At 63.9% G+C, this 19,905-nt stretch carries 17 protein-coding genes, 1 tRNA gene and 1 riboswitch; of the genes, 7 read left to right on the top strand and 11 right to left on the bottom strand.

What is annotated here, in order from left to right; genetic code table 11:
- Window positions 1-936 precede the first annotated feature (936 nt).
- The 5 genes from rpsT to coaBC form a co-directional block, all read right to left on the bottom strand.
- On the bottom strand, window positions 937-1,209 hold the full coding sequence (gene rpsT / locus MMG94_RS19700; RefSeq protein ID WP_016918411.1) for a 30S ribosomal protein S20: 273 nt from the start codon (window positions 1,207-1,209) through the stop codon (window positions 937-939).
- 133 nt (window positions 1,210-1,342) lie between these two features.
- Complete coding sequence (locus tag MMG94_RS19695; protein WP_016918409.1) at window positions 1,343-2,116, bottom strand: enoyl-CoA hydratase; 774 nt, start codon at window positions 2,114-2,116, stop codon at window positions 1,343-1,345.
- Window positions 2,117-2,203: 87 nt separating this feature from the next.
- Window positions 2,204-2,641: an RrF2 family transcriptional regulator gene (locus tag MMG94_RS19690; RefSeq protein ID WP_016918408.1), complete on the bottom strand. Its 438-nt coding sequence runs from the start codon at window positions 2,639-2,641 to the stop codon at window positions 2,204-2,206.
- A complete protein-coding gene (gene dut / locus MMG94_RS19685; RefSeq protein WP_016918407.1) occupies window positions 2,638-3,099 on the bottom strand; it encodes a dUTP diphosphatase in 462 nt (153 codons plus the stop codon). Before dut ends, MMG94_RS19690 begins: the two co-directional genes overlap by 4 nt.
- A complete protein-coding gene (gene coaBC, locus MMG94_RS19680) occupies window positions 3,096-4,427 on the bottom strand; it encodes a bifunctional phosphopantothenoylcysteine decarboxylase/phosphopantothenate--cysteine ligase CoaBC (RefSeq protein WP_016918406.1) in 1,332 nt (443 codons plus the stop codon). Before coaBC ends, dut begins: the two co-directional genes overlap by 4 nt.
- Window positions 4,428-4,507: 80 nt before the next feature.
- On the opposite strand from coaBC, the gene MMG94_RS19675 reads away from it, so the two are divergent.
- From MMG94_RS19675 to MMG94_RS19665, 3 genes are read left to right on the top strand one after another with little or no spacing between them, the layout of a single operon-like run.
- Window positions 4,508-5,032: a DUF3124 domain-containing protein gene (locus MMG94_RS19675; protein WP_016918405.1), complete on the top strand. Its 525-nt coding sequence runs from the start codon at window positions 4,508-4,510 to the stop codon at window positions 5,030-5,032.
- Between the two features lie 16 nt (window positions 5,033-5,048).
- Window positions 5,049-6,170 (top strand): DNA replication/repair protein RecF, encoded by a 1,122-nt coding sequence (gene recF / locus MMG94_RS19670; protein ID WP_016918404.1) that lies wholly within the window; start codon window positions 5,049-5,051, stop codon window positions 6,168-6,170.
- Window positions 6,171-6,173: 3 nt separating this feature from the next.
- Entirely contained in the window at window positions 6,174-6,362 is a 189-nt protein-coding gene (locus tag MMG94_RS19665) for a hypothetical protein (RefSeq protein WP_016918403.1), read from the top strand.
- Window positions 6,363-6,476: 114 nt separating this feature from the next.
- On the opposite strand, the gene MMG94_RS19660 is transcribed toward MMG94_RS19665, so the two are convergent.
- Window positions 6,477-7,646, bottom strand: a complete 1,170-nt coding sequence (locus MMG94_RS19660; protein ID WP_016918402.1) for a zinc-dependent alcohol dehydrogenase — start codon at window positions 7,644-7,646, stop codon at window positions 6,477-6,479.
- Window positions 7,647-7,789: 143 nt separating this feature from the next.
- Between MMG94_RS19660 and recQ the strand changes: the two genes are divergently transcribed.
- The 3 genes from recQ to MMG94_RS19645 all read left to right on the top strand — a co-directional run bounded on the left by recQ (window position 7,790) and on the right by MMG94_RS19645 (window position 12,859).
- A complete protein-coding gene (gene recQ / locus MMG94_RS19655) occupies window positions 7,790-9,589 on the top strand; it encodes a DNA helicase RecQ (RefSeq protein ID WP_016918401.1) in 1,800 nt (599 codons plus the stop codon).
- 364 nt (window positions 9,590-9,953) lie between these two features.
- Window positions 9,954-10,014: riboswitch (Fluoride riboswitch) on the top strand.
- A gap of 23 nt (window positions 10,015-10,037) precedes the next feature.
- Entirely contained in the window at window positions 10,038-11,624 is a 1,587-nt protein-coding gene (locus MMG94_RS19650; protein ID WP_016918400.1) for an efflux transporter outer membrane subunit, read from the top strand.
- A 44-nt stretch (window positions 11,625-11,668) separates the two neighbouring features.
- On the top strand, window positions 11,669-12,859 hold the full coding sequence (locus tag MMG94_RS19645) for an HlyD family efflux transporter periplasmic adaptor subunit (RefSeq protein WP_040578882.1): 1,191 nt from the start codon (window positions 11,669-11,671) through the stop codon (window positions 12,857-12,859).
- Window positions 12,860-13,089: 230 nt separating this feature from the next.
- On the opposite strand, the gene MMG94_RS19640 is transcribed toward MMG94_RS19645, so the two are convergent.
- The 5 genes from MMG94_RS19640 to MMG94_RS19620 form a co-directional block, all read right to left on the bottom strand.
- On the bottom strand, window positions 13,090-14,178 hold the full coding sequence (locus MMG94_RS19640; RefSeq protein ID WP_040578865.1) for a MerR family transcriptional regulator: 1,089 nt from the start codon (window positions 14,176-14,178) through the stop codon (window positions 13,090-13,092).
- Window positions 14,179-14,509: 331 nt separating this feature from the next.
- Window positions 14,510-16,519: an acetyl-CoA carboxylase biotin carboxylase subunit gene (locus MMG94_RS19635; protein ID WP_016918397.1), complete on the bottom strand. Its 2,010-nt coding sequence runs from the start codon at window positions 16,517-16,519 to the stop codon at window positions 14,510-14,512.
- 186 nt (window positions 16,520-16,705) lie between these two features.
- A complete protein-coding gene (gene clpP / locus MMG94_RS19630) occupies window positions 16,706-17,338 on the bottom strand; it encodes an ATP-dependent Clp endopeptidase proteolytic subunit ClpP (protein WP_016918396.1) in 633 nt (210 codons plus the stop codon).
- A gap of 174 nt (window positions 17,339-17,512) precedes the next feature.
- Window positions 17,513-18,862 (bottom strand): trigger factor, encoded by a 1,350-nt coding sequence (gene tig, locus MMG94_RS19625; protein WP_016918395.1) that lies wholly within the window; start codon window positions 18,860-18,862, stop codon window positions 17,513-17,515.
- An 80-nt stretch (window positions 18,863-18,942) separates the two neighbouring features.
- Window positions 18,943-19,027 (bottom strand) — tRNA-Leu (locus MMG94_RS19620).
- Window positions 19,028-19,281: 254 nt separating this feature from the next.
- Here MMG94_RS19620 and MMG94_RS19615 point away from each other — a divergent pair.
- Window positions 19,282-19,893 carry an MliC family protein gene (locus MMG94_RS19615; protein WP_157212423.1) on the top strand — a complete coding sequence of 204 codons (612 nt, stop codon included), beginning with the start codon at window positions 19,282-19,284 and terminating at the stop codon, window positions 19,891-19,893.
- The last annotated feature ends 12 nt before the right edge of the window (window positions 19,894-19,905 follow it).

The raw sequence follows: 19,905 nt of genomic DNA, 5'->3' as shown, positions 1-19,905 counted from the left end.
TCGCGACCTTTTTTCATAAAAAGCGAGCAACAGGCCACGCCCGCGCTGACGCGGGCGGCGTGCTTCGAGATCGTCAAGTAAGAAGTCGACGTTCGGCGCGAAGACCGAGGATTCTAACGAGGCGGACCGCTCACGAAACTCGAACTCTCGGTCTGACAACTCGCTCTATCGAAACTCATACCGGGAACGGAATCAAAACAACGCCGCGCCGATGGCGCGCACGCGATACGCAGCACTCCAATCAAATTGGCTGGCCGCATCCCCGTCATGACAAATACCCCCGGTTTCCGGAACCGTCCGGGTTCCGGATTTCCAACGCCACGCAAGACAGATTCATCTGTCTTGCAAACTGATCTCTTGAATTTCAGATCGAACAGGAAGGAAAGCGAAACAACGCCAAAAGCCTTGGCTTTCCGAGGCAGGACATCGACATGCCGTCGCTCCCTTGATGCGCTCAGCCTGCAGCTGAATTTCTGACGTCGACCGCTTTCGTCCGACAAGAACGACCCTACACGCACCACCTCTTTCACGCAACGATCCTCATCACCGCATGGCCGCTGTTTTGCCGCGGGTGTGGCGCCGAAACAGCGCTAGCCGCGCAGTTCGATCCGTAAATCGATGATTCAGCGCCGGTACCATCTGGTCCCAAGCTTTAGTGCAAACGCGCTGGTCAGCGTGCGGAAAGAATCCTGCGAGACTGTCAAGTGGCGCGCGATCCCCGCCAATTTGACGGCTTAGTTACAAGAGATTGAATCGGGAGCCGTTTGAATGCGCGCAACTTTCACGAGAAAAATTTTTTAACGCCCGCGTCACCGGAGCGTCACTGATAATTCGCATGACAAAATCACAAAAAAAAGCCCGGCAACGCCGAGCTTTTTTGTTTCGCACAGTGTCACGAAAACGAGCAACGCTGCACGCTAGAGACGCAAATTTGCTTCAGCCCTTGGCCGACAGCGCCTTAACGCGCGCGCTCAGGCGCGACACTTTGCGCGAGGCGGTGTTCTTATGGATGACGCCCTTCTGCGCGGCGCGCATCATCTCCGGCACGGCGCTCTGCAGAGCGGCCGCCGCCAGCGTCGCGTCGCCCGACGCAATAGCCTCTTCAACCTTGCGTACGAAAGTGCGCATGCGGCTGCGGCGGGCGCGGTTGACCGTGGTGCGGCGCTCGATCTTGCGAACGGCTTTCTTGGCCGAAGCGGTATTGGCCATGTTCTATCTGTCCTCGAAGCTGTAAGAGCGACTCAAGGCCGCCAGAAAACGTTGCGGCCGCGAAATCGCGGCCACGTCGCGGGCCTTATAAGCGCGAGCCCCCTTTTCGTCAATGGCGGCGGCGCGGTTCACGTCAACGGTTCCGGAAAGCCGGCTTGCGCTTTTCGACGAAGGCCGCCATGCCCTCTTTCTGGTCCTCGGTGGCGAAAAGCGAATAGAAAAGCCGCCGCTCATAGCGCACGCCCTCAATCAGCGTCGTCTCGAAGGCCGCATTGACCGCTTCCTTGGCCATCAGGGCCGCCGGAAGCGACATGGCCGCGATGGCCGCGCCCGCCTTCAGCGCTTCGGCCACAAGGTCGGCCGCGGGCACGACCCTCGCGACGAGCCCGGCCCGCTCGGCCTCCTCCGCGCCCATCATCCGGCCGGTCAAAACGAGATCCATGGCTTTGGCTTTGCCGACCGCCCTCGTGAGCCGTTGGGTGCCGCCCGCTCCGGGGATCACCCCGATCTTGATCTCGGGCTGGCCGAACTGGGCCGTATCGGCCGCGATGATGAAGTCGCACATCATGGCGAGTTCACAGCCGCCGCCCAGCGCGAAGCCCGCCACGGCGGCGACGATCGGCTTGCGGACCCGCGCCACCGTATCCCAGCGCCCGATAAAATCGCCGAGAAAGGCTTCCGAAAAGCTCTTGTCCTTCATTTCCTTGATGTCGGCCCCAGCGGCGAAGGCCTTTTCCGAGCCGGTGACGACGACGCAGCCAATGCCGTCATCCTTTTCGAAGCCCGTCAGGGCGCAGTCGACTTCGCTGATGAGAAGCGCGTTGAGGGCGTTAAGGGCCTGCGGACGATTGAGCCGGATGAGGCCGACGCGGTCATGGGTTTCGACTTCGATCGTCTCGTAACTCATCTGGACCTCCCTGCGCCGGCCGCGGCGCCTCTTCGAACGGGTTAAAGAGCTCGGCGAAAAAACCGCCCCATCTTTTTCGCGGCGCGCTCATATGTCGAAATCGCTCGCAGGCTGCTTCTCGCCAAAGCCCTTGGCGATGGCGCTGGCGTAGAGGTCTTCGAGCGTGATGTCGTCCAGCCTCGAAAGCGCCGCCTCCTCCGTCTCGGCGATCAGCGGCTCCAGGACCGCGACCAGCAGCGCCGGCGATTGATCCTCGTCTTCCTCGGCGCGCAGAGCGACGCGCACGATTTCGCCGACGCAAAGCCGGCGCCTCTCGCGCGCCAGCTCATAGCCGCCCGCCGGGCCGCGCACGCTTTTCAATATGCCCGCCCGCACGAGCGCCTGGAGCAGCGTTTCGAGCCGGCGCGGCGGCAGGTCGTGCCGCGCCGCGAGCTCCTTGGACGAGACAGGACGTCCCCGCGCGTGCAGCGCGACGTCGAGCGCCGCCATCAGCGCAAATCTCGCGGGCTTGGGCAGCAGCTTCATTCGCCGGCGTCTCCGAGGCCGGTGGAGCCGAACCCGCCGGCGCCTCGCGCCGTTTCGTCGAGTTCTTCCGCCTCGACCAATATGGCGCGCGTCACCGGCGCGACGACGAGTTGGGCCACTCGCATGCCGCGCGTGATCTCGAAAGGCTGGCCGCCATGATTGATGAGCAGCGCCTTCACTTCGCCGCGATAGTCGCAGTCGATCGTGCCGGGGGCGTTCAGCACCGTGACGCCGTGTTCGACGGCGAGACCGGAGCGCGGACGCAACTGCGCCTCATAGCCGGCCGGCAGCGCGATCTGCACGCCTGTCGGGATGAGATCGCGCGCGCCCGGCTCGAGGACAAGCTTCTGCCCGGCGGGCAGCGCGGCGTAAAGATCGAGACCGGCGGCGCCGTCGCTGGCGTAGCTGGGCAATGGCAGGCCTTCGCCATTGGTGAGGCGACGGATGGAGATTTTCATTCGGCGGCCTCGCTCCTGTCCAGGATATCGGCGAGGCGCGCGATAAGTTGCGCGGCGACCGCCTCCTTGCTCATGCGGGGCCAGCTCTCGACGCCTGAGCGCGAGACGAGATGCGCCTCATTTGCGTCGCCGCCGAAAACGCCCGCCGCCTCCGACACGTCATTGGCGATGATGAGATCGCAGTCCTTGCGCAACAATTTCTCCTTGGCGTGGGCGATCACGTCGCGCGTTTCAGCCGCGAAACCCACGACGAGGCGCGGCCGGTTCGAAGCGCGCGAAACCGTCGCGAGAATATCGGGGTTCTCGACGAGCGAGAATGTCGGCGCCGCCGCGCCCTGCCGCTTCTTTATCTTGTCCGCCGCCGCCTCGACGCGCCAATCGGCGACCGCCGCCGCGCCGATGAAGATATCCGCCGGCAGGACGCGCGCCACGGCCGCGAACATATCGCGCGCGCTTTCGACCCGGACCACGTCGCATCCGGCGGGATCGGGCAGCGTCACGGGCCCCGAAATCAGCGTCACGCGCGCGCCGGCCGCCACTGCGGCCGCCGCAATTGCGTGGCCTTGTTTGCCGGAGGAGCGATTGGCGATGTAGCGCACGGGATCGATCGCCTCATGCGTCGGTCCGGAGGTGACGACGACATGGCGGCCCGACAGCGGCCCCTTGGCGGCGCCGGGAAGCCGCAGCCGCGTTTCGCCTTTCAACGCGTCTTCAATGGCGCCGACGATGTCGAGCGGCTCGCTCATGCGGCCGGGACCATATTCGCCGCACGCCATCGCCCCGTCCTCCGGTCCGACGAAGAGCGCGCCGTCCTGCTTCAATATCGCGACGTTGCGTTGCGTCGCCGGCGCCAGCCACATGCGCAGATTCATCGCGGGCGCGAACAGAACGCGCTTGTCGGTCGCGAGAAGGAGCGTCGTCGCCAGATCGTCGCATAATCCGTGCGCCGCGCGCGAAAGGAGATGCGCGGTCGCCGGCGCGACGACGACGAGATCGGCCGCGCGAGACAATTGAATATGCCCCATCTCCTGTTCGTCGGTCGCGGAGAAGAGGTCGTCATGAACCTTCTCGCTGGTCAGGCTCGTAAAAGCGAGCGGAGTGACGAATTCCTTGGTCGCCGCCGTCATGACGACGCGCACGCGCGCGCCCCTCTCGCGCAGCCGGCGCACGAGGTCGAGCGACTTATAGGCCGCGATCCCGCCCCCGACGATGAGCAGAATGCTCTTACCATCAAGGCTTTGCTCTGTATTTTGGCTCGACAAGCCCAAGGCTCCCTGCTCGATGCGCGCGGAGAATACAGATTTTGTGCGCAAGGCCAAAGCGGCCATGGCCCGATGGCCGCCGTCGCTCGCAATGATGGCGACGCCTTGGTAAAAGAGTGCGACTCTCCGCCAAAGGCGACCCCGATATGCAGACGACTTCACGCCTTCTGGCGCTCGGCCTTCTCCTCGCTCTGCCTTCTGCCGCTCGCGCGCGCGACAAGGAGGCCTCCGCCGTCAACATGCCCGCCGGCGCCGCGGCCTCTGCGCCGGAACAGAAACTCGCCAATAAAGGCCGCACCTTCGTGCCGCTGCATTCGACTCTGATCGGCCATGGCGGCGTCACGCGGCTGAATTTCTCGGGCACGCTCTCGATCCACAACGCGTCCGGAACCAATGTGCTCGCCATCGACCGGATCGACTATCGCAGCGGCGCCGGCGACGTCGTCGAAACCTATGTCTCGGAGCCCCTCTATCTGAAGCCCTACGCTTCGATGCAGATCGCGGTCGCGCAGGATGACGTCAGAGCGGGCGTCGGCGCGAGCTTCACGGTGGACTGGTCGACGCCTGCGGGGTCCGACGATCCGGTCGTCGAAGCCGCGATGGCCTCCTTCGTCGGCACCCACAGCTACAGCTTTCTCTCGTCGGGACGCCGGGTCGCGCGTCCGCAATGACCTATCTGACTTTGTGATGAACCCGCCCGCGCCGCTTGTGCGGCGTCTGATCCTTTCCGACTATCGTTCTTATGCGTCGACGCGCTGCGAGTTCGATGCGCGGCTTGTCGCGCTTTCGGGCGAGAACGGCGCGGGCAAGACCAATGTGCTGGAGGCGCTGTCGCTCTTTTCGCCGGGCCGGGGGCTCAGGCGCGCCGAACTCGCCGAATGCGCGCGTCGCGACGGCGCCGGAGGCTTCGCCGTTTCCCTAGAGTTGGAGAGCGACGGCGCCTCGACGCAGCTCGGCCACGGCCTGACGCAAGAGGGCGAGCGCCAGTTCCGCATCGAGCGCGCGCCCGTCTCCTCCGCCCGCGCCTTCGCCGACCATCTGCGCGTTCTATGGCTGACGCCCGCCATGGACGGGCTGTTCAACGGCCCCGCCGGCGAACGCCGCCGCTTTCTGGATCGTCTCGCGCTTGGCGTCGACGCCGATCACGGCGCGCGCGTCAACAAGCTCGAACGCGCGTTGCGCAATCGCAATCGCCTGCTCGAGGAGGGCGTTTCCGACAAACGCTGGCTCGACGCCGCCGAACAGGAAATCGCCGCGCTCGGCGTCGCCGTCGCGGCGGCGCGGCGCGAGACCGTTTCGCGGCTCTCCGCGCTCATCGTCGCCGGCGAAAGCGTCTTTCCCTGGGCCGACATTTCGATCGAGGGCGAGATCGAGAACATGCTGGCCGAAGCGCCAGCCCTCGCCGTGGAAGAGCGCTTTCGCGAAACGCTCAGCCAGACGCGGCGGCGCGACGCGGCGGCCGGCCGCACGCTGACCGGCCCGCAGACGAGCGACCTCGCCGTGCGCCATGGCCCCAAGGGCGAAGCCGCGCGCGACTGCTCGACCGGCGAACAGAAGGCGCTGCTGATGGGCCTGACGCTGGCGCATGCGCGGCTCGTCGCAAAGATGACGGTAAAGGCGCCCCTATTGCTGCTCGACGAAGTCGCAGCGCATTTCGATCCGAAGCGGCGCGAGGCGCTGTTTCACGAACTTGAAGCGCTTGGCGGGCAGATATGGATGACGGGCGCCGACCCGTTTCTTTTCGCGTCGCTGGAGGGGCGCGCGGAAATGCTGCATGTGACGCCGGGGCGGATCGAGAGACGGGGGTGAGTGATGGACTGGCACTGGTATGCGATCATCGCCGGGCTTGTGGCTCCGTGGATCACCCTCAACGCCAGCCTGCGCAACACCTTCAAGGAAGGCGGCGCGGTCACCGGCCTGTCGGTCTGGGCCGGCATGGCGCTTTCCACAACGCTGATTGCGCTGCTGATCGGGTGGATTATCCATAAGCTGATCGGGTGACGATATCCGCAGTCCTTCGTTTCAAGCAAGAAACGTCGATCGCGAGCAATCCCTCCCCTTTACGGGGAGGGTGGCGCTGCGAAGCAGCGTCGGGTGGGGAAATCCCCCGCAATCTCAAGGCTGCAACACCACCTTGATGCAACCATCCTTGCGATTGCGGAAGGTTTTATAGAGGTCCGGTCCCTCCTCCAGCGTTCCACGATGCGTGACGACGAAGGACGGATCGATGTCGCCTTTTTCGATGCGCTCCAAGAGTCGCGGTAAATAGCGCTGCACGGGCGTCTGCGCCATGCGGAAGGTGAGGCCGCGATTGATCGCCGAGCCCATGGGGAATTTGTCGATGAAACCGCCATAGACGCCGACGACCGAGACGGTTCCGAAATTGCGGCAGCAATGCACGGCCTGGCGAAGCACATGCGGCTGATCGGTGCCGAGAAAGGCCGCGACTTTCACGCGGTCGATGAAGGAATCGATGCTCCCTGTCGGATCGGGCTCCGTGCCGACGGCGTCGATGCAGGCGTCGGCGCCGCGCCCTTTGGTCATGCTGTTGATCGCTTCGTAGATATCAACCTTGTGGAAATCGAGCGTCTCGGCGCCGGCCTTTTCGGCGAGCGCCAGACGCTCGGGGATATGATCGATCGCGATCACCCGCTCGGCCCCGAGCATGAACGCGCTGCGGATGGCGAATTGTCCCACTGGTCCGCAACCCCAGACGGCGATCGTCTCGCCGCCTTTGATGTCGCAAAACTCCGCCGCCATATAGCCGGTCGGGAAAATATCCGAGAGAAACAGCGCCTGATCGTCTGAAAGATTCTGCGGAACTTTGATCGGGCCGGAGTCGGCGTGCGGCACACGCAGATATTCCGCCTGACCGCCGCGATAGCCGCCGAGAAGATGAGAATAGCCGAAGAGCCCGGCGGGCGAATGGCCCCAGAGGGTCTCGGCCTTGGCGTGATCGGGATTGGTGCGCTCGCAGGCCGAATAGAAGCCGTGCTCGCAGAAATAGCATTCGCCGCAGGAGATCGTGAAAGGCACGACGACGCGGTCGCCGACCTTCAGCTTTTTCACCGACGCGCCGATTTCGACGACTTCGCCCATGGTCTCATGACCGAGCACGTCGCCATTTTTCATCTGCGGGATAACGCCGTCATATATATGCAGGTCAGAGCCGCAAATGGCGCAGGCCGAGACCTTGATCACCGCGTCGCGCGGATCTTCGATCGCGGGATCGGGCACGCTCTCGCAACGAATATCGCCTTTGCCGTGAAAGGTGAGCGCTCTCATTTGGCATGCTCCGTTTGCGCCGGACGCGGCAAAGCCGCGAGACGCCCGAGCGCGCGCCCCCGTGATGAACTTGCCTGGGGTGGGATGGTTCCTCCAGCGCCGCGGATTGGCCCTCGCGCTCTTGCCTGTGCTATTCCGGCGCCATGCCCGATCTTCCCCCGCAAGCCCGCGCGCTGCTCAAATCCGTCTTCGGCTATGACGACTTCCGCCCCGGTCAGGCGGAGATCATCGCGGCCGCGCTCGCCGGCGGTCCGGTCCTCGCCGTCATGCCGACGGGCAGCGGCAAATCCATGTGCTACCAGCTTCCGGCCGTCATGGAGGAGGCGCTGACCGTCGTTGTCTCGCCGCTCATCGCGCTGATGCGCGATCAGGTGCGGCAGATGCGGGCGCTCGGCGTGTCGGCGGCGACGCTCAACTCCATGAACGGCGCCGAGGAGAATGACGAAGCCCGCCGCGCCATGCGCGAGGGCGATCTGCGGCTTCTCTACGTCTCGCCCGAACGCCTGATGATGGACGGGCTCATCGCCGACCTGCGCCGGGCGAAGCCCCGCCGCCTCGCCATAGACGAGGCGCATTGCGTCTCCGAATGGGGCCACGACTTCCGTCCCGAATATCGCGAGATCGGCCGCGCGGCGGAGGCGCTGGGCGATATTCAAGTCGTCGGCCTCACGGCCACCGCCGACGCCGCGACGCGCGAGGATATCGCCAAGCGCCTCTTCCCCTCGCCGCCGCAACTCTTCCTGCACAGTTTCGATCGGCCGAACATCGCGCTGAATTTCGCGCTGAAAGATCAACCGCGCCGACAATTGTCGCGCTTTCTCGAACGCCATAAAGGCGAGAGCGGCATCGTCTATTGCTCTTCCCGCCAGCGCACGGAAGATCTGGCCGCTTACTTTCAGGAGCAGGGCTACGACGCCCTGCCCTATCACGCGGGCCTCGATCAGGCGACGCGCAACCGCAATGGCGACCGCTTCCTGCGCGAAGACGGCGTCATCGCCGTCGCGACGATCGCTTTCGGCATGGGCGTCAACAAGCCGGACGTGCGCTTCGTGGCCCATGCCGACATGCCGTCCTCGGTCGAAAGCTATTATCAGGAGATCGGCCGCGCGGGGCGCGACGGCCTGCCCGCCGATACGCTGACGCTCTATTCGCTCGACGACATGGCTTTCCGCCGACGGCGCATCGACGAGAAGGAAGTCGCTGAAGAGCGCCGCCGCATCGAGCATGAGCGCTTCTCGGCGCTCGCAATGCTGTGCGAAACGCCTCGATGCCGACGCCAGACGCTGCTCGCTTACTTTGCCGAAGAGGCTGCGTCCTGTGGGCGTTGCGACGTCTGCCAAGGCAAGATTGCGGTCTTTGACGGCCTCATCCCCGCGCAAAAGGCGCTCTCCGCCGTCTATCGCACCGGCCAGCGCTTCGGCGCGAACCACCTCGCCGACGTGCTGCGCGGCGAGGCGACTGACGCGGTGCGCCGACACGGGCACGACGCGATCAAGACCTTCGGCGTTGGCAAGGAACATTCGAAACAGGAATGGGCCTCGATCCTGCGCCAGCTCTTCGCCGCCGGCGCCTTGCAGACAGCGAGCGCCGAACATGGAGGTTTTGCGCTGACGGCGAAAGGCGAAGACATTCTCTTCGGGCGTGAGACGATCATGCTGCGCGGCGACCCGCTGACGCGCAGGGAGAAGCGCGAGAAGACCTCGGCCAATCTCGACGAAGCGACGGACCGCATCCTTACGGCGCTCAAACGCAAGCGGCGCGAACTCGCTCAGGAGGAGGGCGTGCCCGCCTATGTCATCTTCGCCGACCGCACGCTGATCGACATGGCGGAAAAGCGTCCCGCGACGCTGGACGAGATGCTCTCCGTGCATGGCGTCGGCGAGCGCAAGCTCGCGCAATTTGGCGACGCCTTTCTGGAGACGTTGGAAGAAGCGCTGCGATAAAGCGCGCTTTCATCTCCCGCGAGCCAATCCTTCGCGCGCTCCAGGATCGCATTGTTTTTCAAAATCCAGGGTCGGCTTTTCCGCGGATCTCGACAGATTGACCAGCGGGCTGCTGCTCCTGAGCGCGCCGTGGATGGCTAAGTCGACGCGCGCTCCAACGTTCCCAAGCCACGCCGTTCTCGCTGTGAGCCTTCCTGCTCGGCGCGAATATCCTGTTCTTATTGCGCGTCCTCGTTTGATTCGCGCGATTTCCCGTCGCTCACCGCGATTGCGCGCAAGGGGGAAAGAGCGATTAGCTGTGGACGACGGCCAATTGACCAACAACGCCTTGCCTTGGGATGGGCTTTCGGTAAAATTGTCCGATAGAAAAAAGGGGGATGGAGTTCCCCGAAACCGCCGAAGAGGCTGATGACTCCTGCCCGCGAAGATTCGCAAGAAGGGGAGTCGTATGCGCTGTAGCGGTCATTTCCGCGCTGATTTCGATTTTGAGTGGTTCGATCGTCGCGCCGCTATAGCGGGTTTCTCCCTCTTTCTCTCGGGCTGCATGCCGACGGCGCAGGAGGAGCGCGCGCAATTCGTCGAAGCGCCGTCCTTGAGCCGCACGATCGCGGCGGCCGGCGTCAAAAGCGTGAGCGGCGAAAAGGGCTGGCCGGGCCAGCAATGGTGGCGCGCCTTCCGCAGCGCCGATCTCGACCGCATCGTCGAAAAGGCCCTGACGGACAATCAGAATCTCAGAAAGGCCGCCGATACGCTCAAAGAGGCCGAGGCCGGGATCGACGTCGCCAGTTCGCGCCTCACGCCCTATGTCGAGAGCGATCTTTCGTACAGGCAAACGCGCTACGCCGAGCATGGCGTCGCGGCGGGACTCAACCCAAATCAGGCCGGCCTCCAAAAATCCGCATCTTTTCTCAATCCGATTTCGGCCAAATGGGAGCTGGATTTTTGGGGTCGCAACCGCGCTTTGCTCGACGCCGCGATCGGCGATGCGCTCGCGCAGGAAGGCGAACTGGAGCAGACGCGCCTTCTGCTGACGGCGAGCGTCGCCCGCGCCTATCTGCGCGGCTATGTCCTCGCCGAGCAGCTCAAGCTCGCCAGGGAGCTGAGCAAGCTGCGCCGCGAACTGCGCGCCCTCGCCGAGACGCGCTACAATACCGGCCTGGAGTCGCTGGACATCGTCCAGATTACGCGCGCCAGTGAAGAGGCCGCCGTGCGGCGCGAGGCCTCTCTCGCCGCCGCCATCTCGATCCAGGAGAATGCGCTCGCGCGCCTGATGGGCGAAGGGCCGGACTATGCGCGCGATCTTTTCGCCGCGAAGAAAGCCGTCTCGCCCGTTCAGCCAGCTCTGCCGAAACGCCTGCCGATCGAACTGCTGGCGCATCGTCCAGATCTGATGGCGGCGCTGCGGCGCGCGGAAGCCTGGGCGGACCGCATACATGTCGCAAAAACGATGTTTCTGCCCTCGATCGACCTTTCGGTCACCGCGGGGCTCGAGGCTTCCGTCACCTCGACGCAGTTCACGAAGCTTGGCGGCTATCTCTTCAATCCGGGCGCGATGGTCTACAGCGTGACCCCCGGCTTGCATCTCCCCATCTTTCAGGGCGGGAGGATCACCGGCAATCTCGAGGTCCAGCGCGCCGATTACGACCAGGCGGTGGACGCATATAACGAGACGCTGCTCGCCGCCGCGCAACAGGTCGCCGACGCGCTCGCCAATCTCAAGCGCTTCAAAAGCGAATTCGATTCCCAGTCGCGCTTCATCAAGGCGCGGAGGGCGGAATTGGAGCTTGCGCGCATCCGCCTGCGCGACGGGCTGCGCGACCGCCGCGAGGTTGTGCAGGAATATGCCGACCTTCTCGACGCGGCCTTCATTCAGCGTGGTCTCGAAGGCGACAAGCTCATCGCGGCCGTGGATCTTTTCCAGGCGCTCGGCGGCGGCTATGACGCGGGACCCGCTGCGAGCGAACCGAGGCCCGCGCCCGAAACCGATCCCATCACGCCGGTCGTCAACGCCGTGCAGTCGCTCGGAGGAGGCTGATCTTGGCCGAGGAAACGATTGAAGCGCCTGAGGCGCCGTCCCCGATGCTTTCTCGCAGGACCATCCGGGCGAGACGAAATTTCCTGCTCAAACTTCTCGCTGTCGGCGTCGGAGTCGGCGCGCTCGCCGCCGCGTTCCGCTATTTCGCCTATGATCGCGATTGGGTGACGACGGACAACGCATTCGTCACCGGCAACATCATACCGGTGCAGTCCGACGCGACCGGCGTCGTCGCGCAAGTGCTCGCCGAAGAAACGCAGCTCGTGAAGAAGGGCGACGTGCTGGTGCGGCTCGATGCGCAGCGCGCCCGCGCGGCGCTGGGACAGGCGGAAGCCGAGCTCGGCCGCGCCGTGCGCAATGTCGGCGCGCTTTTCGCCAATCGCCGCCAGTTCTGCCAGAAGGTCACGGCCCGCGCCGCCATCCGCGAGCGCACGCGGCACGACCTTTCGCGTTACAAGCAGGCGGCGTCGAGCGGCGCCGCCTCGAGTCAGTTGCTGCAGAATACGCAGGACACGCTCAATGCGCAGGAAGCGGATTTGCGCGAGGCGCGCGCCGAGCTCGCCGCGATCGAATCGCGCGTCGGCGGGGTGACGCCGACGAACCATCCGGACATCGAATTCGCCAAGGCGCGCTTCAACGAAGCCTATATCGAGTTTTTGCGCCAGAACATTCGCGCGCCGGCGACAGGCTATGTCGCCAAGCGGCGGGTGCAGGTCGGCCAGCGCCTGCGCCCCGGCGACCAGATTCTCAACATCGTGCCACTCGACCATCTTTGGGTCGAAGCGAATCTCTGGGAGAACCGCATGTCGCGGATTCGACCCGGCCAGCCGGCGACGATCAAGGTCGATCTCTACGGATCGAGCGAAACTTTCCACGGCACGGTGGAAGGCCTGGTGCCGGGCTCGGGCAGCGTCTTCGCAACCCTGCCGCCAGACAACGCCACGGGCAACTTCATCCGCATCGTCCAGCGCATTCCGATCCGCATTGCGATCGATCCGGAAGAACTGAAAAAGACCCCGCTGCGGCCGGGCCTTTCGACCGTCACCTCGATCAATGTGAGCGCGGAAGCCAAGCCCGCAAATGATTCCATCGTGAAGACGTCGGCGGGCGAATATTCGACCGAGGTCTTCGACAAGGATCTGGCCGAGGCGAAAGCGCGCGCGGATAAGGTGGTGCGGGAAAATCTGGTTCCCGGCGTGGATGCGGGCGACGGAAGCTGCGCAGCCGCGGAATGAAAATCGCGGACATTGGACGCGGCCAGCGGAACGCCGAACGAGCGCATGGTCTTCCGCCCGAACCTGCGCGCCTCCCCGTCATTGCGAGCGCCTTTCCGTCATTACGAGCGAAGCGAAGCAATCCAACGCAAAAGGCGCGTCAGGATTGCTTCGTCGCATTTTCTCGAAGTCGGGCATACCCGACTTCGCATATGCTCCTCGCAATGAGGCGTGAAACTTTAATCGCTCGATCAGGGCATTGACCGCCAGAAGAGGAATCTGATCTTTCCGTCCGGCGCGAGGCCGATGCGCCATTCAGTATTCTCATTGTCGAATTTGACGTCATAGACGTCCCCACCCATCTTGCCGACGCCCCGGAACGCAATTTCGCGTAAAGCGCCCTTCACGGAAAACTCTTCCAGTATCGCCGGCAACGCCCATTTGAGGTGCGATGAAAGGCTTTCGATGAACTGACCGAAATCGACGTCGCCGCTTTGCAGGCTCGCAATGGTGCGCCGAAGGATTTGCTCGCTGCCGGGATTTGGCGTCTTGTTCTTGATGCGGCTTGCCAATATTGCCGCCTCCTTTTCCGCTTCCGCCGCGTCGATCCGATAAGCGAGGCTCTCGAAACCACCATGATGAAGCGTGAAGCGATCGACCGGGCCATCCGGCGGGAGATGAAAACTCACTTGCGTCGGCCAGCGCGAAAAGAAAAACTGATGATCGCTCTCCGGCAGGGCTTCGGTTGCAACTGGCCAACCGGGATTCTTGAAAAACAACTTGTCTTCTCTGCGCGTCACGTCCCATACGACGCCAAAATCGGATTTGTAATGACCGACATAGCGGCCGAGCAAAGCCGGATCGATGGGAACGGCCTTGCGTGGCCGCGCCTGCTCGTAGCGTCTTTGCGCGATGGCGTCGAAAAGCGGCTCGGTCATCTGCGTCTCCTTTGCAAGGTTGACAAGTTCGGTCACGGACAAGGCCTCCCCTGCCGCGAGCCGATTACGCGCGACGGCGACGAGGGCCAACCCACGCTCGGTCGCTCGCTTCATCGCGAGCAGCGACATCTCCTGCATGGCGAGGGCGCGATCGAGATCGTTGGCGCGATCTTCGAGGAGTTGCGCGATACGGGCGAGACTTAGGCCAAGTTGCTTGAGCGCGAGGATTTCATGCAGCCGCGCAATCTCAACCGCGCCATAGAGCCGCCAGCCCTTTTCCGTCCGCCTCGGCGCGAGCAGCCCATGGCGCTCATAGACGCGCAGGGCGCGTACGGTGAGGCCGATGCGCGCAGCGCATTCGGCGGCGGTGAGCAATTCGTCTTTCCTTGAGAAGTCCGACACCGAAGAACGCCTCCTGAAACCTCCCTAAGATATGACCCAAGGGGCGGATCAAGAGGTAACGTCAAAGCGTGATCGCCTCGACCAACGCAAAAGGCGCCGCCATCCCCTCTCCCCCGCGGAATGGGAAGAGGGTGAGGGATAGGTGGCGTTGAGAAAGCTGCGTCCTCAAGCAAGCTGAAATTGGCGTTCCCGCTCGCCCCTCACCCCAGCCCTCTCCCCGCACACGCGGGGAGAGGGGGAGCGGTTCGCGACCAGCGCTCGCACTCTGACGATCAAACAAAAAACGCGGCCCCGAAAGGCCGCGTTTTGCGCTTCTCGATTGGTCGGCTGCTTAAGCGAATTCCATGATCACCGCATCGACCGCGAGACTGTCGCCGGGCTTGGCGAGGATCTTCTTGACGGTCACGTCGCGCTCGGCGCGCAGCACGTTCTCCATCTTCATCGCCTCGACCATGCAGAGCGCCTCGCCCGCCTTCACTTCCTGGCCTTCTTTCACGTCGATCGTCTTCACAAGACCGGGCATCGGGCAGAGCAGATGCTTGGAGGCGCCGGCGTCCTTCTTCTTGGGCATGAAGGCGACGAGTTCCGCCTCGCGCTGCGTGTAGACGCGCGCCTGCACGCTCACGCCCTGATGGGCGAGTTCGTAGCCGTTGAGGATGGCGCGCACCTGCACATAGACCGCACGGCCGTCGACGTCGCCTTTGAAGACCGGCTCGCCCGGACGCCAATGCGAGGAAATGCGGTGCGCGCGGTTGTCGCCTGCCGCGAAGCGCACGACGAGCGCCTCGCCCTGCTCTTCCAGCGCAACGTCATAACGGGATTCACCGAGCATGCAGACGCGTTCGCGGGCGAACTCCACCGGACGGCCGTTCATGAGCTGGCCGGTGATCTGGCGCTTGCGGCCATTGCCGATGTAATCGATGAGCGTCGCCACGGCGGCGAGCGTCAGAGCGAGATCGCCCTTCGGCTCCGGCGCCGTAAAGCCTTCCGGAAACTCTTCGGCGATGAAGCCGGTCGATAGCTCGCCGGCGCGCCAGCGCTCCATCTGCATCAGCGTCGAGAGGAAGGGAATATTGTGACGGATTCCGTCGATCACGAAGCGGTCGAGCGCGTCGGCCTGCGCCACGATGGCGCCGAGACGATCCGGCGCATGCGTGACGAGCTTCGCAATCATCGGATCGTAATGGATCGAGATCTCGCGGCCTTCGGTGACGCCCGTATCGTTGCGGACCGTGACGCCGTTTTCCTTCTTCTCCTCCGGCGGACGGTATTTCACCAGACGGCCGATCGAGGGCAGGAAGTTGCGAGTCGGGTCTTCGGCGTAGATGCGGCTCTCGACCGCCCAGCCATTGATCTTCACCTGCGACTGCGTGAGCTGCAGCGGCTCGCCGGCGGCGACGCGGATCATCTGCTCGACGAGGTCGACGCCCGTGATCAGCTCCGTGACCGGATGCTCCACCTGCAGGCGAGTGTTCATCTCGAGGAAGTAGAAGCTCTTGTCCTGACCCGCGACGAATTCGACCGTGCCGGCGGAGTCGTAATCCACCGCCTTTGCGAGCGCGACGGCCTGCGCGCCCATTTCATCGCGCGTCGCCTCGTCGAGCAGCGGCGACGGCGCCTCCTCGATCACCTTCTGGTTGCGGCGCTGAATCGAGCATTCGCGCTCATTGAGGTGAATGACGGCGCCGTGCTTGTCGCCGAGCACCTGAATTTCGATGTGGCGCGGATTCTGGATGAACTTCTCGACGAAGACGCGATCGTCGCCGAAAGACGACGCGGCTTCCGATTTGGCGCGGGTGAAGCCTTCGACGACCTCAGCGTCATTGAAGGCGATGCGCATGCCCTTGCCGCCGCCGCCGGCCGAAGCCTTCAGCATCACCGGATAACCGATGTCCCTGGCGATCTTCACCGCCTCCTCGGGCGACTCGATGACGCCGAGATAGCCCGGCACGACGCTCACCTTGGCGGCGGATGCGAATTTCTTCGACTCGATCTTGTCGCCCATCGCCTCGATGGCGCGGGGGTTCGGGCCGATGAAGACGATATTGTCGTCCTTGAGCGCATTCGCGAAGGCGGCGCGCTCGGAGAGGAAGCCGTAACCGGGATGCACGGCCTCCGCGCCCGTCTGCTTGCAGGCGGCGACGATCTTGTCGATGAGCAGGTAAGACTGCGCCGCCGCCGGCGGGCCGAGATGGATGGCCTCGTCCGCCATTTCGACATGCAGCGCGTCGGCGTCGGCGTCGGAATAGACGGCGACCGTGGCGATGCCCATCTTCTTCGCCGTCCTGATGATGCGGCAGGCGATTTCGCCACGATTGGCGATCAAAATCTTGCGAAACATGCGCGCGCCCTAAGCCCTCGTCTCTCTCACCTCGTCGCCCGCTCTTTTTCCCGAAGGAATGGCGGGCGCAATGTTTTTCTGCCGCGCGTTTAAAGCCTTGCGACGCTGGCCCCCTCTCCCCGCGAACGGGGAGAGGGAATATCCGCCGCGCGTCCCTCCCCTCATTCAACGGGGAAAGGGAAACTCTTACTTCCCCTCGGCCTCGTCGTCGGCGCGCTTCACCTGCACGCTGTCCACGATGCCGAATTCCTTGGCCTCTTCCGCCGACATGAAGTGATCGCGGTCGAGCGTGCGCTCGATGATCTCGTAATCCTTGCCCGTGTGGCGGACATAGATGTCGTTGAGCCGCTTCTTCACCTTCAGAATGTCTTCGGCGTGGCGCTGAATGTCCGAGGCCTGTCCCTGGAAGCCGCCCGACGGCTGATGCAGCATCACGCGGGCGTTGGGGAGCGCATAGCGCATGCCCGCCTCGCCGGCGCAGAGCAGAAGCGATCCCATGGACGCCGCCTGACCGACGCAAAGCGTCGAAACCTTCGGCTTGATGAACTGCATCGTGTCGTAGATGGCGAGTCCCGCCGTCACCACGCCGCCCGGCGAATTGATGTAGAGGGAGATTTCCTTCTTCGGATTCTCCGACTCGAGGAAAAGAAGCTGGGCGATGATGACCGAAGCCATGTGGTCTTCGACCGGGCCGGTCAGGAAGATGATCCGCTCACGCAACAGGCGCGAATAAATGTCGAAGCCGCGCTCGCCGCGCGACGTGTTTTCGATCACCTGCGGAATGAGATACTGGTTGTAGACCTCGATCGGATCACGCATTGCGTCGCCTTCCCAAGCGCGGCCGTCCGGCGCGCCGCGCGATTAGACCGGTCGCAAGGCAATTACTCGAACTTGCCCCGCGGCCCTCTCATGCAACCAGCCGGCGGAGGAGTTCTCCGCCGGCGAAATCATCGTCCCGTCATATGCCGGAGCGCGTCGGGACGCAAACAAAGCTTACGCTTCCTCGTCTTCCTTGAAGAGCTCGTCCTTCGTCACGGTCTTGTCCGTGATTTTGATCAATTGCGAGATATGATCGACGACGCGTTCTTCATAGATCGGCGCGCGCAATTGGGCGAGCGCCTGCTCATTGTTCCGGTAGAAATCCCAGACCTGCTTTTCCTGGCCCGGGAACATGCGGGCGCGCTCGACAAGGGCCTCGGTCAAATCCTTGTCCTCGACCTTCACGCCGGCGCCCTGGCCAATTTCAGCAAGAACGAGGCCAAGGCGCACGCGGCGCTCGGCGATCTTGCGGAACTCCGCCCTGGTCTCTTCCTCGGTCTTGCCCTCTTCGGCGATCGGCTGACCCGCCCGCTGCGACTCGGCCTCGTGCTGGCCCCAAATATTGTTGAACTCCTGCTCGACCAGCGTTTCCGGAAGCTCGAAGGAATAGCGGTTGTCGAGGGCGTCGAGCAGCGCGCGCTTCAGCTTGTCGCGCGAAATCTTGTGGAAGTCGGCCTCGAGATTCCCCTTCACCGCCTCCTTCATGGCGTCGAAATTCTCGAAGCCGTATTTCTTGGCGAGATCTTCGCCGATCTCGAGCGCCTTCGGCGCCGAGACGGCCTTGACCGTCACGTCGAACTCGGCGTCCTTCCCGGCGAGATGCGCGGCCGAATAATCCTCGGGGAACGTCACCTTCACAATGCGCGCTTCGCCGACTCCAGCGCCGACGAGCTGCTCCTCGAAACCGGGGATGAAGGCGTTGGAGCCGAGCACGAGATCGACGTCGCCGCCCGTGCCGCCCTCAAAGGCGACGCCGTCAAGCTTGCCGGTGAAGTCGATCGTCAGCTTGTCGCCCGATTCGGCCTTCGCGCCTTCCTCGCGCGCGTCGAATTCCTGCACGCGATCGGCGAGATTCTTCAGCGCCGCGTTGATGTCTTCATCGGACACTTCGGCGACGGGACGCTCGAGCGAAATGTCGTCGAAAGAGCCGATCTCGAATTTCGGCAGCGTCTCGAACGTGACCGTGAAGGCGAAATCGCCCTCCGCCTCGAGCGCCCGCTCGACTTCCTCCTGGCCGCCCGGGAATTCGAGCTTCGGCTCGACGGCGATGCGAAGTCCGTTGTCTTCGACGATCTTGCGGTTGGCCTCGTTGACGGCCTCCTGAAGCACGTCGCCCATGATGCTCTTGCCATAGAGCTTCTTGAGATGGCCGATCGGCGCCTTGCCCGGACGGAAGCCCTTGATCTGAGCCTTGGCCTGCACCTCGGCGAGCTGGGCGCCGAGCTTGGCGGCGAGGTCGGCCGCGGGCAGCACGACCTTGAATTCCTGCTTCAAACCCTGCGAGGAGGTTTGCGTCACTTGCATGTCGATCGCCTTCTACAACTTCAAAGCCGGCCGTGCGCGCGACGGCGGCCTTTGCGATAACTTCCGCGAAATGCGGTATTTGGTGCGGGCGGAGGGAGTCGAACCCCCACGACTTTCGTCACCGGAACCTAAATCCGGCGCGTCTACCAGTTCCGCCACGCCCGCGAGCGCGGCCCCATCGAGAGCCGCCGCGAATCCACAGCGCGCTTTTTGCCCGCATTGGATGCGAGCGGCAAGAAAACGCGCCAACTCAAAAGATTGGAGCGCCTTCGGCCGGCAAAAATCCACAACTTTTGCGGAAAAGCGCTCATGCGCCCGCGAGCGCGGGCGCCGCTCTATAGCATGGCCGACGCAGGATGCTCGAAAAAAATACGGTTGTGTTACAGTCCGCGCCCGCTTCAGACCCGGAGACGTCTTTCATGATGCGAGCGGCCCTGGCGCTCCTCTCGATTTTCCTTGCGGCCGGCTCCGTCCTTGCGGACCCCGCCGATTGCGCGCGCGCGTCCAAAGCGCCGGTGAAATTCATCTGCGAAGACCCGACCCTCGCCGCCCTCGACAAGGAAGTGGCGCGCCTCGCAGACCTCGCCGCGACCGGGTCCCATGTGACGTCCGCCCAGAAACGGATGCTGGCGCTGAGCCAGGCGAGTTTTCGCAAGACGATCGCGGCCTGCCGGGATGCGAAGCTTTGCCTGCAAAGGACCCTGGTCGAGCGCGTTTTCCACCTTCGGCAGGGATACGCCGACGTGCGGACGAAGGATTCGGAAGGAATCAGCCTCGGACCCTTTGCAGCCGCCTGCGCGGGATTCGATGGGCCGCTCGCCGTCACTTTCATCAAGAGCGACCCGGCGCTGGGGTTTCTCGCCTGGCGCGACAAGGCCGCCGTTCTGACTCAGGCGGTCGCGGCTTCCGGCGCGCGCTACGCCGGGACATTCGGGACGGGCGAACTCCAGTTCTGGAACAAGGGCAAGGAAGCCACGCTCGACATGCCGGGCAAGCCGACCCTCACCTGCGAGATGCAGGGGGACGGATAGGCTTCGCCCCGC

The organism is Methylocystis parvus OBBP (assembly GCF_027571405.1).
GTDB lineage: Bacteria > Pseudomonadota > Alphaproteobacteria > Rhizobiales > Beijerinckiaceae > Methylocystis > Methylocystis parva.
This window is presented reverse-complemented; position numbering and strand designations above follow the sequence as displayed.